Here is a 15194-nt window from a genome sequence, read left to right as displayed (position 1 = left end):
GTGAAAGATTTGAAAAAATGGCTGGTCTCCATGTTAGCTTTCGTAACAATCTTTGGTTTGGTTGCATGTAACAGTGATACTGGGAGTTCTAATAGCACAGAAGAGGATGACACACTAAAAATCGGTATTTCCTTACCATCTGCAACACATGGTTGGATGGGAGCGTTAATTGATAGTGCTGAAAAGCAGGCAAAGGCACTGAAGGACAGTGATGGTATCGAGTATGTGATGACAAATGCTGCTGATCCAAACAAGCAAGCTAATGATGTTGATGATTTAATTGCTCAAGATGTGGATGTTATTGTAATGCTTCCTATTGAATCGGCGGCACTTTCTCCTGTAGGGCAAAAAATCAAGGATGCAGGGATTCCGTTAGTCATTGTTGACCGCGAGCTTGAAAATGACGCGGCTACTGTAGTAGTTAAAGGTGATAATGAAGGAATTGGTGTCAATGCAGGCAAGTACTTTGTCGAAAAGTTAGAAGGAAAAGGGAAGGTGGTTGAAATCACTGGACCGCCAAGTTCTGTTACAGAGCAACGAGGTGCAGGCTTTAAAGAAGCAATGGAAAGTTCAGATATTGAAGTCATTGCTTCGCAAAGCGGAGATTTCTCAACCGAAAAATCTCTAGAAGTTATGCAGAATATTTTACAGGCAAATCCTCAAATTGACGCTGTGTTTACACAGGATGATGGAATGGCACTTGGTGTTATCCAAGCTATCAAAGAAGCTGGCCGTACAGATATACAATTTGTAACAGGTGCGGGTGGTGGAAAGGCTGTATTTGAAGATATCCAAGCAGAGGGCTTAATTACAGCAACTTTTCTATATTCTCCTACGATGGTGGAGGACGCAGTGAAAATTGCAGCAGACATTGCTAAAGGAAATGATCCTGCGGAATCAATGGTAGTAAAAGAGGCTACTCAAGTTACAAAAGATAATGTTGATGAGTTCTATGATCCAGATTCTAAATTCTAAATAGTTGATAGGAAATACAATGATGGTGAGTAATGATTGTATTTCCTATTTTCTTTTAAGGGAGGGATAATCTACGCCATGACTACAAGTCCTTTCATGACAATGAACAATATTGATAAATCATTTAACGGAGTATCAGTGTTAAAAAAGGTGACTTTTCATGTTGCACAGGGTGAGATACATGCACTCTTAGGAGAAAATGGTGCAGGTAAATCTACACTGATGAATATCTTAGGCGGCGTCCATCCATTTGATAATGGCTCTATACAAATTAATGGTGAAGAAGTAAAAATAACGAATCCAAGGGCTGCCCAAGAATATGGTATTAGTTTTATCCATCAAGAGCTTAATGTCGTGTCCGATCTAAGAGTCTACGAAAATATGTTTTTGGGTTCAGAAATTCGCACTAGATACGGATTTCTAAAGGTAGATGAGATGTGTCAAAAAACAAATGAAATACTAGCAAAGCTTGGCGTAGATATCGATCCAAAGGAATATGTTAGAAATCTAGAAACCTCCTACAAGCAATTAATTGAGATATCCAAAGCACTATTACACAAATCCAAACTGATTATTATGGATGAACCTACAACTTCTTTAGCAGATCATGAAGTGAAACGATTATTTGGATTGATGAATAACTTAAAGCAATCTGGTGTGTCTATTATTTATATCTCTCATAAATTAAAAGAAATCAAGGAAGTTTGTGACAGATATACAGTGCTTCGTGATGGCGAGCTTGTTGGTAATGGGAGTATGGAAGAGGAGAATTTAGATACGATAACTAAACTTATGGTTGGCAAATCTATTTCCCAAGAGCGATTAATTCAAAAACATACCTTTGGTTCAGAAGTGTTAGAAGTAAATAACTTATCAAGTCCTGGGTCTTTCAGCAACATTAGCTTTACTCTAAAAAAAGGCGAGATAGCAGGCTTTACTGGCTTAGCAGGCGATGGGAGAACGGAGCTTTTTGAAAGCTTATTTGGTTATCGAAAAACATACACTGGTGACATTAAAATAAATAATCAGCTGACAAAAATAGATCATCCACGTAAAGCAGTAAAAGCAGGATTAGGACTTGTGCCGAAGGATCGAAAGGAAAATGCAATTATTAAAGATCTAAGCGTTATTCATAATATGAGTTTATCATCTATCGGACACTTTGAGAGAATGGCTTTTATCCAAGATAAACTGGAAAAAGAAAGATTTCAGTACTATAAGGAAAAGTTGAATATAAAAGTACACAATCCACGCGTTACAATCGACAAGTTAAGCGGCGGAAACCAACAAAAAGTCATTATTGCTAAATGGCTGGAGGTTGATACCGACATTATTATTTTTGATAATCCAACACAAGGAATTGATATTGGTGCAAAACAAGAAATATATCATCAAATCGTCTCTTTAGCCGAACAGGGCAAGGCTGTTGTTATTTTATCTTCAGAAGCACCTGAAATACTTAAGATATGCCATCAAATCTATGTGATGTTTCAAGGCGAAATAACAGCAAGTTTTAAGGGAGAAGAAGTTACAGAAGACGAAATAATGAGTTATGCAACTGGCTCAAAAAGGGAGGCAAATGAAATTGGCTGATACGAATAGTCTCAAAGAACAAAAGCCGCAAATCTCTCCTATAAAAGGCAAGCTCTCGTGGCTGTGGTCTGAGTATAGCGTCATCATTGCCTTCATTATTATTTTTATTGCAGCATCAGTTTTGAGTCCTAGATTTCTAGATATGAATAACCAGCTCAATATATTAATGCAAGTATCTATTATTGGAATAGTAGCTTTAGGTATGACTGTTGTCATGTTGTCAGGTGGTATCGACCTTTCAGTGGGCTCTGTGCTTGTATTGGTCGGTGTTGTCACGGTTTTAGCATTAAATGCCACAGGCAGTATTTGGATTGCCGTATTAACGGCATTTATAGTTGGATCAATTGCAGGTTTCTTAAATGGAATAATGGTGGCTAAAGGAAGGATTGCGTCTTTCATTGCGACCCTCGGAATGATGGCGGCTGCCCGCTCTATTGCCTTATATATTGCGGAAGGTGGCAGTATTTCTGGTGAAGTTTCAGGGTTCACTGCCATTGCTAATAACAATTTATGGATTTTTGATTATCCCATTATTATCTTCCTGATTATGACGGTACTTGTTTATATTTTAATGCATAAAACACGTTTCGGACGTCATGTATACGCCATAGGAAGTAATGAGAAAGCTGCCCTTCTTTCAGCCATTCGGGTAGATCGGATAAAAATTGGTGTCTATAGCTTGGCAGGCTTACTCGTGAGTATAGCAGCTATTATTGAAACATCTCGACTGAACTCTATTTCTTCTTCTAGTTCAGGCGTCCAATATGAACTAGATGCAATTGCTGCTGTCATAATTGGTGGCACAAGAATGACTGGTGGACGCGGAAAAATCATAGGTACATTTTTTGGAGTGCTCATCTTAGGGATTCTAAATAATATGATGAATTTAATGAACGTATCCCCGCATCTTCAAGGGTTTGTTAAAGGCTTGATCATTATTATTGCAGTAGTATTCCAAAAGAGAGAGTAGGGGGATTGCTATGGGCATAAAAGTGGGAATTATCGGGTGTGGATCGATCACTAAATTACGCCATGCCCCTGAATATAAAGCTAATCCGTATGTGGATGAGATTGTTTTTTTCGATCGGAATGCAGATCGTGCGATAGAGCTTGCAAATGAATTTGGCGGGAGAGTTGTTCAATCAGTGGAAGAGCTATATGCCGATCCTGCTATTGAAGGAATTAGTGATTGTTCGACTAATGAATATCATCATATTTATTCTACCAATGCACTACTAAGTGGCAAGCATGTCTTATGTGAAAAGCCAATTTCTTTAACTATTGAGCATGCTAATGAAATAGTGGCAGCCCAGAAGAAAACTGGAAAGAAATTAATGATTGATCACAACCAGCGATTTAATCGTGCGCATCAAAAGGCAAAAGAAATTATCAGTAATGGAGAACTTGGAAAAGTACTAACTTTTAAGACAACCTTTGGACATTCTGGACCCGAACAATGGGGGACAAATAAATCAAACTCTACATGGTTTTTTAAGAAAGAGAGGTCCGGACTTGGGGTGGCCGGAGATTTAGGCATTCATAAGGTGGATTTAATCCATTACATCTTAGAGGATGAAATCGAGCAAGTCAGTGCTTTTCAAGGTGCTCTGGACAAAGTGGATGAGTATGGAGAGCCCATTGAAGTGTGTGATAATATTGTCTGCAGCTTAAAGACAAAAAAAGGCCGCATAGGTACAGCTTCCTTTTCATGGACGTATTACGGAGAAGAAGATAATAGTACAACTATCTATTGTGAAAAGGGAATAGTAAAGATTTATCAAAATGAATCCTACCAATTAGAAGTAATAAGAGAAAATGGAGAGAAGATACATTATCAACTTGAAAGTATCCAAACCAATAGTAAACAAACGAGTAGTTTTGTGATAGATGCGTTTATTGAATGTGTGCGTCTCGATCAAGCCCCACTGGTATCGGGAGATGACGTATTATCCTCATTAAAGGTTATTTTGGGCATTTTAGAAGCTGCAGAAACAAATCGGGTTGTTACTATTTAAATTATATTTCTCTTTCATGATAATTAATTTAATAGTTAAATTGTGAATAGGTTAGAAAATTGAGTTTTAATAAGAATTTAAATACGTATATGGGCATTTAACTCTTAGAAAAATCCTCATTTAGAGATATCAAGGGGAACCGTACTATAAGTAAATGAGGTTCTCAAGAGATTTGGAAACATTAGAAGAATGAAATGTAAGAAGACCCAAACCTTTTTTGTTTTAAAAGGATTTAGGTCTTCTTTTTTTTGTGAATGTCATTATAACTTTTAGAGTATTTTTCTGTAATCAATAAATTGATACCAGTTATAGGAACCCATTATTCATATGATACAAAATAATACTCTTCTCAGGGGTTTAGTATGTATTAGCATCCACAATGAAGGGTCTGAATACTGATTTAGCAGTTAGTATAAGCTTTGAAAATAATACTTCTCAGTATTTGAGATGTGCTCTTTTAGCTGAGTTAAAGCGATGTCAATATTACCTTCAATTATTTGATCAATAAACATAAGGTGTTCTTCTGCTCCGCCAAGCGTTCTTTTTTCGGTATAGAAGTCTTGGGTGCGAACCCGCTGAAAGTCATCAGAAATACCGCTTAAGAATTTTATAAGGTACCTGTTACGACACATTGAATTTATATAATTGTGAAATTCATAGTCCAACTGGTGAAGCTTTTTATAATCTTTATTCTCAATGTTAATGCTGAATTCACTTTTATATTTTAATAATATTTCGGAATCTAGATGAGGAAAGGCCAGTTCAAATGCAACAGGTTCAACAATATGTCTTGCTTGGAACAATTCTTTAATGATTTGAGTGTTTAAGGTAGTAACGAATGTTCCTTTTTTAGGAATAATTTGCACTAAATTTTCATTTTCCAAAGCGTTTATTGCTTCTCTCACTGGCGTTCTACTTACACCAAAAAGCTCAGCTAACTTAGTTTCCTCTAAGTATTCACCCTCGCTAAGTTCATTATTTAGAATTTTATTTTTCAATAATGTATAAACTTTTTGCTTTAAGCTTTGTGTCATCCTGTTCACCCAAATCTAATTGTTAACCTCAAAATACGGTCATCTAATTGTATCATATTTTACATAATTTATAAAAACGAACTTTGAATTCGGTCGGGCAAGAGATTTGCAAACTTTTAAAAAACATGACTGTGCAAATCAAGAAAGGGTTTACATTCTTAAACCTTGTTGGTATTATACATGTATATTCTGTGTATACACAAGGTATATTACATGAATAGTAATTGACTGGGGTGATGGGAAATTGATTAATGTTGGTATTATTGCTGATGATTTTACAGGCGCTGGAGATGCTGCCTCGTTCTTAAAGTTAGAGGATGCAAATTGTATTTTAATTAATGGTGTTCCTAAAGAAGATTTTGAACTTGATGGAAATATCGATGTTGTTGTGATTGCGTTAAAGACAAGAAGTGTTTCTAAAGAGGAAGCAATTAGTGAGGTAAATAAGGCGTACGAATTTTTGAATAAAATTGGTACTGAAATGATTTATTTTAAATATGGTTCGACATTTGATTCTACAGCTGACGGAAATATTGGCCCAGTATTAGATTATTTATTGGAAAAAATGAATCTAAAATATACGCTTATTTCTCCAGCCTTACCAGTAAATGATCGAAAAGTGGAAGGTGGAATCTTATACGTAGATGGTTTACCAATTAACCAAACACATATGAGATTTCATCCACTAAATCCGATGGATGAAAGTGATTTGAAGATCTTAATGGAAAGACAGAGTAAATATAAAGTATTTAAATTAACGATCTCTCAGATGGAGAACTTTTTATCAAATACAAAATCTTTTGATAGGTATATAGAAGAAAAAGCTAAAGAAAATGAAAAGTTTTATCTTGCTGTTGATTATTTTAAAGATGAACACGGGCAAATAATCGCTGAATTATTTAAAGATACAAAGTTGTTCAGTGGCTCTTCTGCACTGCCAGCCTGGTTATATAAAGCTTCAGTCAATTCTGGAAAAGACATTGTCCCTGCAGATTATTCTGCTAATAGAAATGCAGCAGCAACAATTAAAGGCGGGGTATTAGCTGGTAGTTTATCTCAAGCTACTCAGAAGCAGATAGGCAGCTTTATAGATGAAGGCTATGCGGGTTATTTAATCCAATCAAAAGAATTACTAAGCTCTTTTGACACAGTGAAAAAAGAAATTATGGATTTTATTGATGAAAATATAGAAAAAGTATTTATCATCTATAGTCAAAAAAATAAAGATGATGATCCAGAGATTCATAATAAAGTGGGTACTCTTGTGGAAAAAGTATTGTCATTTGCTGGGGAGTATGCAATAGAAAAAGGAATTAATAATTTAGTAGTTGCAGGGGGCGAAACATCCGGAGCTGTAGTAAAAGTTATGAATCCTAATAGCTTTTATATCGGAGATGTTATCAGTCCAGGAGTGCCTGTTTTGATACCAGATCATAATCAGAATCTGAAAGTTGTTTTAAAATCCGGGAATTTTGGCGGAGTGAACTTTTTTGTAGAAGCATTAAATAAGATGAATTGAGGGGATGGCAGTGGAAGATAAATTAAACAACATGATGAATGATGCCATTTGGGTCGGTCAGAGTTTATTCTCCAGAGGCAAAGTAAGCGGTTCTGCTGCGAATTTGAGCTTCAGATATGAGGATAAGATTTACGTAACGAGAAGCGGGTCTTGTTTTGGGAGGTTAGTCGAAGATGACTTTGCCGTCTTATCGATGGATGGAACAGTATTAAATGGAATTAAACCAAGTAAAGAGTGGCCATTACATTTAGCATTATTTCAAAAAGACAAATCGGCTGAAGCAGTAATTCACACGCACAGTACTTACGCAACGTATTGGTCTTGTCAAAAATGGGATGGCGTATCAGATTTAATACCGACGCCTACTCCGTATTTAAAAATGAAGGTTGGAGAGGTAGGATTTGTTCCATATGCCCCTCCAGGAACAGAAGAACTATTCCAAGCATTTAGAAATTCGTTAAAAGAAACAAATTGTTATTTACTTGAAAACCATGGTCCAATTCTAGCTGATAAATCGATGTTAGAAGCTTTTTATGCGATAGAGGAATTAGAAGAAGCTTCAACAAATGCATATTTACTTAAAACAACAGATTAAGAAGTTGTTAGACTGATAGGTTTTACTTTATTGATGTTTCACTGAGTTTGGTGAAAATATAACGAACTTGAGGGGAAATAAATATGGGGATTGAAACGTTAACAATTATTTCAGTAGCTGCATTACTATTAATGTTTATTATCAATGCAAAACTGCCAATTAATATGGGGATACTTGGTTTCGTTGCTGCATTTATTTTAGCAACGATTACTGGTGTAACGGAAGATGAGATCTTTGGTGAATTTCCAGTAAACTTATTTATTATTTTGACAGGAGTTACTTATTTCTTTGGTATCTTGCAAGATAATGGAACGATCGATTTAATTACCGCTTCTTCATTGAAATTGGTAAAAGGAAGAAGAATGCTAATTCCTTGGATTATGTTCTTACTCGAATTACTACTCACGAGTATTGGAACGCAGGGAACTGCAGCTATTATCATTGTAGCTCCAATAGCTTTACGCTTGGCACATAAGATTGGTTTTAATCAGTTAGGAATGTCCTTGATGGTTGCCTGGGGGATGGTTGGGGGAATCTTCTCACCATTAAACGTTATGGGTATCATCGTTCGCGGGGTAGTCGAAGAGAGTGGAATTTCATTTAATGCCAATACACTATACTTACTTTCTACACTATTTGCAGTAGGATTAGCTTTCCTTACATTTCTCATCTTTGGTGGATTTAAGAGAAGAAAAGCAGATCAGACAAGTGAAATTTCTGAAGATAATGCAGAATTACAAGCAATTTTGAATCCAACTATTGAAGTTACACCGTATCGCATCGTTTCTTTATTAGCATTAGGAGCTTTAATCACTCTGGGTATGGTCTTTGAAATGAATATGGGCTTTGCGGGATTAACGCTTGGTCTTATACTTGCATTATTTAATCCTTCTCGACAAAAAGAGATTGTTAGTAAAATTCCATGGAGCATCATCCTAATGGTTTCTGGTATCGTGACGTATGTTGGAGTTTTGGAGCAAATTGGTGTAACCGATTACATCACACACTTAGTTTCAGAGGTAGATAATCCGTTATTGGCTATATTGGTGACATGTTATATTGGCGGTATTATTTCTGCTTTTGTATCAACGACAGGTTTCCTTGGTGCTGTAGTTCCTTTATTAATTCCAATGTTAGCTACTGGAGATATCTGGGTTATGGGGGCAGTTGCAGCTGTTTGTATCGCTTCCAGTATCGTTGATATCTGCCCGTTCTCCACTACAGGAGCAATTTTTGTAGCCAATGCGCAAGGTGAAGCAAAAACAACATTTTATGGTCACTTGTTAAAAGCCTCCATCTTTATCATTGCTGCCGGCCCACTCGTTGCGTGGATCGTATATGTAGCATTTTTCTAAGATGTGGAATGATATCGGTAAAGTTAAAAGTGTTGGGAAATATAAATAAATCGGAGGTAGAAAGTAATGGATTACACGAAGTTACTTGATTATGATAAAAAGATTAAGCTGGGTATCGTTGGAGCTTCTCAAGGATTTGGTTATACGTCGTTAGTTCAACTGAAAAATGTGGATCAGATTGATATTCGTATCGTTTGTTCAATTGATATTGATGCGAGTTATAATGCATTAATTGAAAGCGGATACAACAAGGAGAAGATCGTAATCTGTCATAATGCAGAGGAAATGAAGCGTGCGGATGAAAGTGCATTAATTGTTGTTGATGATTACAAGTTGGTTCTGGAATCAGGTATATCGGCTGTATTAGAGGCAACTGGAAACATGGATGTTGGAACTTACATTGCGGAAAATGCATTAACAAATGGAATCAATGTTTATATGGTTTCTAAGGAAACGGATAGTTTCAGCGGAACTTATTTTAACCAATTAGCACATGAAAATGACACTGTTTATGCGCTGGTAAATGGAGACCAGCCTCGTAATTTAGTAGATTTATATTCTTGGGGAAAGCTGCTCGGTCTAAACATTGTAGCAGCTGGTAAATCAAGTGAATATGATTTTGTATTTGATAGAGACTCTGGAAAACTCACCTATACAGATGGAAAAGAAGTATATCATGATAAGCCAGAGATAATGAATGCTTGGGAATATGAAGATACAAGTACGCTGCAGCAAAGATTTGAATCTTTAAAAGAACTTACTGGAACAATTGCTGCAGATGTTTGTGAAATAAATTTAGTATCTAATGTTACTGGTTTATTACCAGCAGCACCTGGGCTTAATTATCCAATCGCAAAAGTTAATGAATTAGCTGATATTTTTGTACCTAAAGAAGATGGCGGGATATTAGATCGTTCTGGAGTAGTAGATGTTTTCTATCAATTAAGAGAAAAGAATGAACCTAGTTTCGCTGGTGGTGTTTTTATAGTATTTGAGCTTAACAACGAAATTATGGTTGATTTATTAAGAGGTAAAGGTCACGTTATTAGTAAGAATGGAAAATACGGCTGTATTTATCAGCCATACCACATGATGGGGCTGGAAGCACCATTATCAATTGTACTCGGAGAACGCCTAGGAGTAGGAACGCGTAATGATACGCGACAAGTTTCCGTTATGGCAGGTGTTGCTGAGGAGGATATAAAGGCAGGACATACTTTTACAGTATATGGCCATCATCATGAAATAAAAGATGTAAAGCCACAGTTATTTGAAATAAATGAAGCGAAAGATGCCGTCCCATTCTATTTATTAAATAATATAACACTAAAAAATGATGTTAATAAAGGTGAGGTAATAGGTTTCGAAGATATTGAAGTTAATTCGACGCAAAAAAATACATTTAAAGTATATCAAAAAGGATTATCGTTAGAAGTTGGGATAAAATCCTTCTGAGATTTGTTACTAGACAAAATAAAGACCGGCACTCCGATTAGATCGGAGGTGCCGGTCTTTTTAAATTCAAGAATTAGTATTAGTTTGGCTTATAAGCAGGTATGATGAACCGTACCACAAGTGAATGAAGCTTTCTACTTTGCTTAAAAGTGAAAAGCCCATCAGAGGTTCCTCTGATGGGCTTCTTTTATACAGTAACCACACTTAACAAAAATTTTAAAAGGGGGCATTGGTTATTTAAGTAGTTAATTCAGTTAGGAGCTTTTATTTGCAGGAGTTTAATTCCCATACCTATAAAAATTACTCCAGTAACTTTGTTTAAGATTAGTCCAATTTTGTTATTTCCTCTTAGCGTCTTTGTAACATAAGAAGAAAAATAAGCGACGAATAAGCACCACAAAAAACCAGTGGTTGTAAATGTTAATCCCAATATTAAAAATGGGATAGGACTCGAAGCATTTGGTTCTATAAATTGTGGAAGGAACGCAATAAAAAACAACGATACCTTTGGATTAGTAAGACTCGTCAAAAGTCCTTGCATGTATATCTTCTGTTTATTCAGCTGGTCAGATGCACCTGTCTGAAATGCAAGGTTGGATTTATCAAGCAGCATGCGAATACCTAAATACATCAAATAAATGACACCAATAAATTTAATGGCATTAAATAAGTAGACAGATTTCACTAGAATCATTGATAAACCAAACGCTACAAACAAGGTGTGCATTAAAGAACCTGTTATTATACCTAATACAGAATATATTCCAGCTGTTCTTCCTTGTGATACACTTCTTCCTACAATGTAAATTGTGTCCGCACCAGGGATTAAGTTTAACAAAATTCCTGTTAGTAAAAATACTTCAAAATGAATTACACCATACATACTGTTAATGCACCTCTCTCTGATTTTAAGGTGCCCTTGTTAATATAGCATAACTTAGTATGACGATAGTAGATTTCTGTACCGTACCATAAGTAAATGAATTCGCTAAGTCGATTTGAGATGGAGGACTCTCGTCGAAGGTTTATCTAAATTTTCTTGGTGGTAAGTACAATAAGCGGCTTTTAATTTATGTTAGATTTATACTATTCATTTGTTTGATGCAGAACCACTCTTTCAACATATGAAATACTCTTAAACTACAGGTGGGATAAAGTGAAAAAACTAATTATGGCAGGTGCTAGCCTTGCAGTCATTCCGGCTTTACTGTTAGCGGGCTGTTCGCAAGATGCAACTTCACAAGACCAAGAGCCGAAGTCAAAAGAAAAGTCAGAAGTGAGCTCGGATGAGCAGGCGGCAACTTCGGAACCTGCGTCTCAGCCAAGCTATCAAGCTATTAAACCTTCTGAGGCAGCCCAACCGCTGAAAAGTCATTATACGGAAACACAGCTGGCGGAAATGCCAATAACAGAGGCGCATGGGGATGATACGGAGAGGAGCGTTCCTTTAGGTCAAACCTTGGAAAAAGGTACGGAAGATGGAACAGAAGGACCGCTTCAGAAAAATAGAATCGTTTCTTATTATGGACATCCTGATTCTACTAGCATGGGGATTTTGGGAGAGTACAGTCCGGAAGAATTAATGGAGAAATTGAAGGACCAAACCAAGGCTTATTCTGAACTGGACCCTGATAGACCAGCTATACCGGCCATCGAATTAATCGCTACGGTTGCCCAGCGAAATCCTGGGGAGGATGGTCTTTATATGCATGCGACAGCTGACGAGGATATCGAAAAATATGCGAAGTTAGCCGAAGAGAACGATGCGCTGCTGATCCTTGATGTGCAATTAGGCCAAGATAATATCATGAATCAAGTAAAGTCATTGGAAAAATATTTGAAATTACCTTATGTTCACTTAGCTATTGATACGGAATTTCATGTGAAAGAGGGGCAAGTTCCCGGAGAAGATTTGGGGCATGTCGATGGCGAGAATGTACAAGAAGCTATTGATTATGTATCCAATCTAGCATCTGAGAGTGGACTTCCTGACAAGGTTGTCGTCGTCCACCAATTTGCAGACATCATCATCAACAACAAAGAAGCTATCCATCCAACAGAAAACGTGGAAGTGGTGCTGAATAATGACGGCCATGGCATTGCAGCTTTAAAACGATCAGGTTATCATCAGCTTGTACATAATCAGCCTATCCAATATGGGGGGTTCAAGGTGTTTTATCAGAAAGACGAACCTGTCATGACACCGGAAGAGGTTCTGGAACTAGATCCTGCACCTGCGTTTGTTAATTACCAATAGTAATAGTACGATAGAATGACAGCGAGCCATACTATAAGTAAGGTGGATATACATATGCTTAAAGAAGTCTGTGTAGAGAATTTCACGAATGTCCCTCAATTAATTGCTAAAGGTGCTGACAGAATTGAACTGTGTGACAACCTTGCAGCGGGAGGTACCACAGTCAGTCACGGTGTAGCGGATGTGACGATTACCTATTGCCACAGCAAAAACATTAAGGTTATGAGCATGATAAGGCCAAGAGGCGGAAATTTTGTTTTTAGTAAAGAAGAAGTGGACATGATGAAGCGGGATCTTGTGCATTTGAAAACATTAGGTACAGATGGAGTGGTACTGGGTTGTTTAACTGACACTGGTTGGATTGATGAAGACGCTATGATCAGCTTATTAGATTTAGCAAAAGGACTAGAAGTAACCTTTCATATGGCGTTTGACCATATAAGCCCCAAAAATCAGCTTAAAGCGATTGATTGGCTGGTGGAACGCGGGGTGCATCGAATCCTTACCCATGGAGGTCCGCTAGATACGAAGATTGAAGATAACCTAGTCAGATTGAATGAATATATTGAGCATGCAAATGACAGGATCATTATCCTTCCTGGGGGAGGAATCTCAAATAAAAATCTTGAATTAGTCACATCTGAACTGAATGTTAGAGAAGTTCACGGGACAAAAATAGCTGATTGAGCACGACACGAGACTCTAAGAATGATACCTCTAAAAGATAAATTAATAAATAATCAGACCTTGTGAAATGGACGGGCCTTTTCTGTGAAAGCAGATGGGCTCTGTTTCTTATGAAGTGGATCACCAAACATATAGACATACCAATCCTCTTCGTTTTGGCTTAGATTGGGTAATTGGATACATAAACAAAGAGGACGTAAACCTACGTCCTCTCAACTATTATCCACTTATGAAAATAAGCCAAAAATAAAATCCCAAAGCCCAAGCACATCTAAAAAGACAATAATGATAGCGATTGGCGTGACATATTTTAATACATAATACCAGATATGAAAGAATACCTTACCAACATTTGATCCAAGTGCCATCTCTTCGTAAAGCATACTTTTGCTCATTCTTAGTGGAATAAAGAGTGAAATAAGCAATGCACCCAATGGCATCAAAATATTACTAACCGTGTAATCAAATAAGTCAAATATCGTCTTGTCGAATAGTAGGAAGTCAGACAGCACACCATATGACAGGCAGGATGGAATTCCGACCAAGAAAATCATCATCCCGAGCTGCCATGATCGTTTTGTGCGCTTGGTGTTGTCTTTTTTTGTCGTGGCAGCCACAAAGATCTCCAGCATAGAGAAGGCTGAGGTTAAAGCTGCAAATAAGAATAATAGCAGGAAGATGATAAAGAATAAAGTACCAAATTGCATGTTGCTGAATACTGCTGGCAAGACAGCAAATATTAGTACCGGACCAGCATCTGGTTCCATTCCGAAGGAGAAGACTCCTGGGAAAATAGCTAAACCTGCTAAAAGCGCTACAAAAATATTAATAATAATGATAGAAAATGCCGCTTGCGGCAGATGCTGTGTTTTTGGCAAATAGGAAGCATACGTAACCATAACGGATACACCGACGGATAGGGTGAAAAATGCTTGCCCAAGTGCGAACAACACCGACTCCGATGTCAGGTTGGAAAAATCGGGAACCAGCAAGAACTTGATGCCTTCCATTGAGCCATCCAAGCTGACAGAGCGAATGACTAAGACAAGGAATAAAAGAAATAGTGCCGGCATCATGATTTTACTTGTTACTTCAATTCCTTTTTGCACACCCTTAGCAACCACAAGGATGGCAATCAGCATAAATAGAAATTGAGCGAAGAGTGTTGGGCCAGGGTTTGCGATGATATCGTTAAACAACGTGCCATACCCATCCTGTGATAGTCCATCAAGGCTGCCGCGGATTGCTTCAAATAGATAAATAATAATCCAGCCGCCAATAACGCTGTAAAAGGATAATAAAATAAAGCATGTGACGACACCAAGTCTGCCGATGACAGTCCAGAATGACCCAGGTGCAATCTTTTGATAAGCAGATACAGCATCAAGCTTTGTTCTGCGGCCAATGATAAACTCCCCTATCAAAAGCGGCGCGCCAAGTATAACAGTAAAAAGTAAAAAGATTAGAAAGAATGCGCCGCCCCCGCCAGTACCTGCGATATACGGGAATTTCCATATTGCTCCCAAGCCGATGGCAGAACCAGCAGCTGCCAATATAAAACCTATTTTAGATTTCCAGTGTTCTTGTGACATGATGCAACTCCTATTCAGATCAAAAAATAGTAATGGGAGTATAGTAGCACAGTTACATATTAATGGACAGATAATTTTAAAAAATAACATAATAACAAAGAGGAAGCTGAATAACGA

General features: G+C 37.2%; 13 protein-coding genes. 10 read left to right on the top strand and 3 right to left on the bottom strand.

What is annotated here, in order from left to right; genetic code table 11:
- The 4 genes from AE2B122_RS09330 to AE2B122_RS09315 all read left to right on the top strand — a co-directional run bounded on the left by AE2B122_RS09330 (position 1) and on the right by AE2B122_RS09315 (position 4583).
- A complete protein-coding gene (locus tag AE2B122_RS09330; protein ID WP_371809543.1) occupies positions 1-975 on the top strand; it encodes a substrate-binding domain-containing protein in 975 nt (324 codons plus the stop codon).
- 78 nt (positions 976-1053) lie between these two features.
- Entirely contained in the window at positions 1054-2568 is a 1515-nt protein-coding gene (locus tag AE2B122_RS09325; RefSeq protein ID WP_095219879.1) for a sugar ABC transporter ATP-binding protein, read from the top strand.
- The gene (locus AE2B122_RS09320; RefSeq protein ID WP_254593471.1) at positions 2561-3538 is read left to right on the top strand and encodes an ABC transporter permease; all 978 of its coding nucleotides are present in this window, start codon (positions 2561-2563) and stop codon (positions 3536-3538) included. The genes AE2B122_RS09325 and AE2B122_RS09320 overlap by 8 nt, the downstream gene beginning before the upstream one ends.
- 10 nt (positions 3539-3548) lie before the next feature.
- A complete protein-coding gene (locus AE2B122_RS09315; protein WP_175073881.1) occupies positions 3549-4583 on the top strand; it encodes a Gfo/Idh/MocA family protein in 1035 nt (344 codons plus the stop codon).
- Positions 4584-4990: 407 nt separating this feature from the next.
- Here AE2B122_RS09315 and AE2B122_RS09310 read toward each other — a convergent pair whose 3' ends face one another.
- Complete coding sequence (locus AE2B122_RS09310) at positions 4991-5617, bottom strand: GntR family transcriptional regulator (RefSeq protein ID WP_175073880.1); 627 nt, start codon at positions 5615-5617, stop codon at positions 4991-4993.
- 244 nt (positions 5618-5861) lie between these two features.
- On the opposite strand from AE2B122_RS09310, the gene AE2B122_RS09305 reads away from it, so the two are divergent.
- From AE2B122_RS09305 to AE2B122_RS09290, 4 genes are all read left to right on the top strand, one after another.
- Positions 5862-7136, top strand: a complete 1275-nt coding sequence (locus AE2B122_RS09305) for a four-carbon acid sugar kinase family protein (protein ID WP_175073879.1) — start codon at positions 5862-5864, stop codon at positions 7134-7136.
- Between the two features lie 10 nt (positions 7137-7146).
- Entirely contained in the window at positions 7147-7731 is a 585-nt protein-coding gene (locus AE2B122_RS09300) for a class II aldolase/adducin family protein (protein ID WP_217468075.1), read from the top strand.
- An 83-nt stretch (positions 7732-7814) separates the two neighbouring features.
- Positions 7815-9086 carry an SLC13 family permease gene (locus tag AE2B122_RS09295; RefSeq protein WP_175073877.1) on the top strand — a complete coding sequence of 424 codons (1272 nt, stop codon included), beginning with the start codon at positions 7815-7817 and terminating at the stop codon, positions 9084-9086.
- A 66-nt stretch (positions 9087-9152) separates the two neighbouring features.
- Entirely contained in the window at positions 9153-10541 is a 1389-nt protein-coding gene (locus AE2B122_RS09290) for a homoserine dehydrogenase (RefSeq protein ID WP_175073876.1), read from the top strand.
- Between the two features lie 250 nt (positions 10542-10791).
- Here the strand turns inward: AE2B122_RS09290 and AE2B122_RS09285 are convergent, their stop codons facing one another.
- Complete coding sequence (locus AE2B122_RS09285; RefSeq protein WP_175073875.1) at positions 10792-11424, bottom strand: LysE family translocator; 633 nt, start codon at positions 11422-11424, stop codon at positions 10792-10794.
- A 273-nt stretch (positions 11425-11697) separates the two neighbouring features.
- On the opposite strand from AE2B122_RS09285, the gene AE2B122_RS09280 reads away from it, so the two are divergent.
- Both AE2B122_RS09280 and AE2B122_RS09275 read left to right on the top strand, forming a co-directional pair.
- Entirely contained in the window at positions 11698-12798 is a 1101-nt protein-coding gene (locus AE2B122_RS09280) for a hypothetical protein (RefSeq protein WP_254593470.1), read from the top strand.
- 54 nt (positions 12799-12852) lie between these two features.
- Positions 12853-13485 carry a copper homeostasis protein CutC gene (locus AE2B122_RS09275; protein ID WP_175073874.1) on the top strand — a complete coding sequence of 211 codons (633 nt, stop codon included), beginning with the start codon at positions 12853-12855 and terminating at the stop codon, positions 13483-13485.
- A 227-nt stretch (positions 13486-13712) separates the two neighbouring features.
- Here AE2B122_RS09275 and AE2B122_RS09270 read toward each other — a convergent pair whose 3' ends face one another.
- Positions 13713-15077 carry a sodium-dependent transporter gene (locus AE2B122_RS09270; protein WP_175073873.1) on the bottom strand — a complete coding sequence of 455 codons (1365 nt, stop codon included), beginning with the start codon at positions 15075-15077 and terminating at the stop codon, positions 13713-13715.
- Between the last annotated feature and the right edge of the window lie 117 nt (positions 15078-15194).

The sequence above is a fragment of the Terribacillus sp. AE2B 122 genome (assembly GCF_902497585.1).
Classification (GTDB): domain Bacteria; phylum Bacillota; class Bacilli; order Bacillales; family Amphibacillaceae; genus Terribacillus; species Terribacillus saccharophilus_A.
This window is presented reverse-complemented; position numbering and strand designations above follow the sequence as displayed.

Bases quoted from the DNA above. Each gene is read 5' to 3' on its own strand.
- AE2B122_RS09325 (WP_095219879.1), top strand. From the start codon at position 1,054: ATGACTACAAGTCCTTTCATGACAATGAACAATATTGATAAATCATTT.
- AE2B122_RS09315 (WP_175073881.1), top strand. From the start codon at position 3,549: ATGGGCATAAAAGTGGGAATTATCGGGTGTGGATCGATCACTAAATTA.
- AE2B122_RS09310 (WP_175073880.1), bottom strand. From the start codon at position 5,617: ATGACACAAAGCTTAAAGCAAAAAGTTTATACATTATTGAAAAATAAA.
- AE2B122_RS09295 (WP_175073877.1), top strand. From the start codon at position 7,815: ATGGGGATTGAAACGTTAACAATTATTTCAGTAGCTGCATTACTATTA.
- AE2B122_RS09290 (WP_175073876.1), top strand. From the start codon at position 9,153: ATGGATTACACGAAGTTACTTGATTATGATAAAAAGATTAAGCTGGGT.
- AE2B122_RS09285 (WP_175073875.1), bottom strand. From the start codon at position 11,424: ATGTATGGTGTAATTCATTTTGAAGTATTTTTACTAACAGGAATTTTG.
- AE2B122_RS09275 (WP_175073874.1), top strand. From the start codon at position 12,853: ATGCTTAAAGAAGTCTGTGTAGAGAATTTCACGAATGTCCCTCAATTA.
- AE2B122_RS09270 (WP_175073873.1), bottom strand. From the start codon at position 15,077: ATGTCACAAGAACACTGGAAATCTAAAATAGGTTTTATATTGGCAGCT.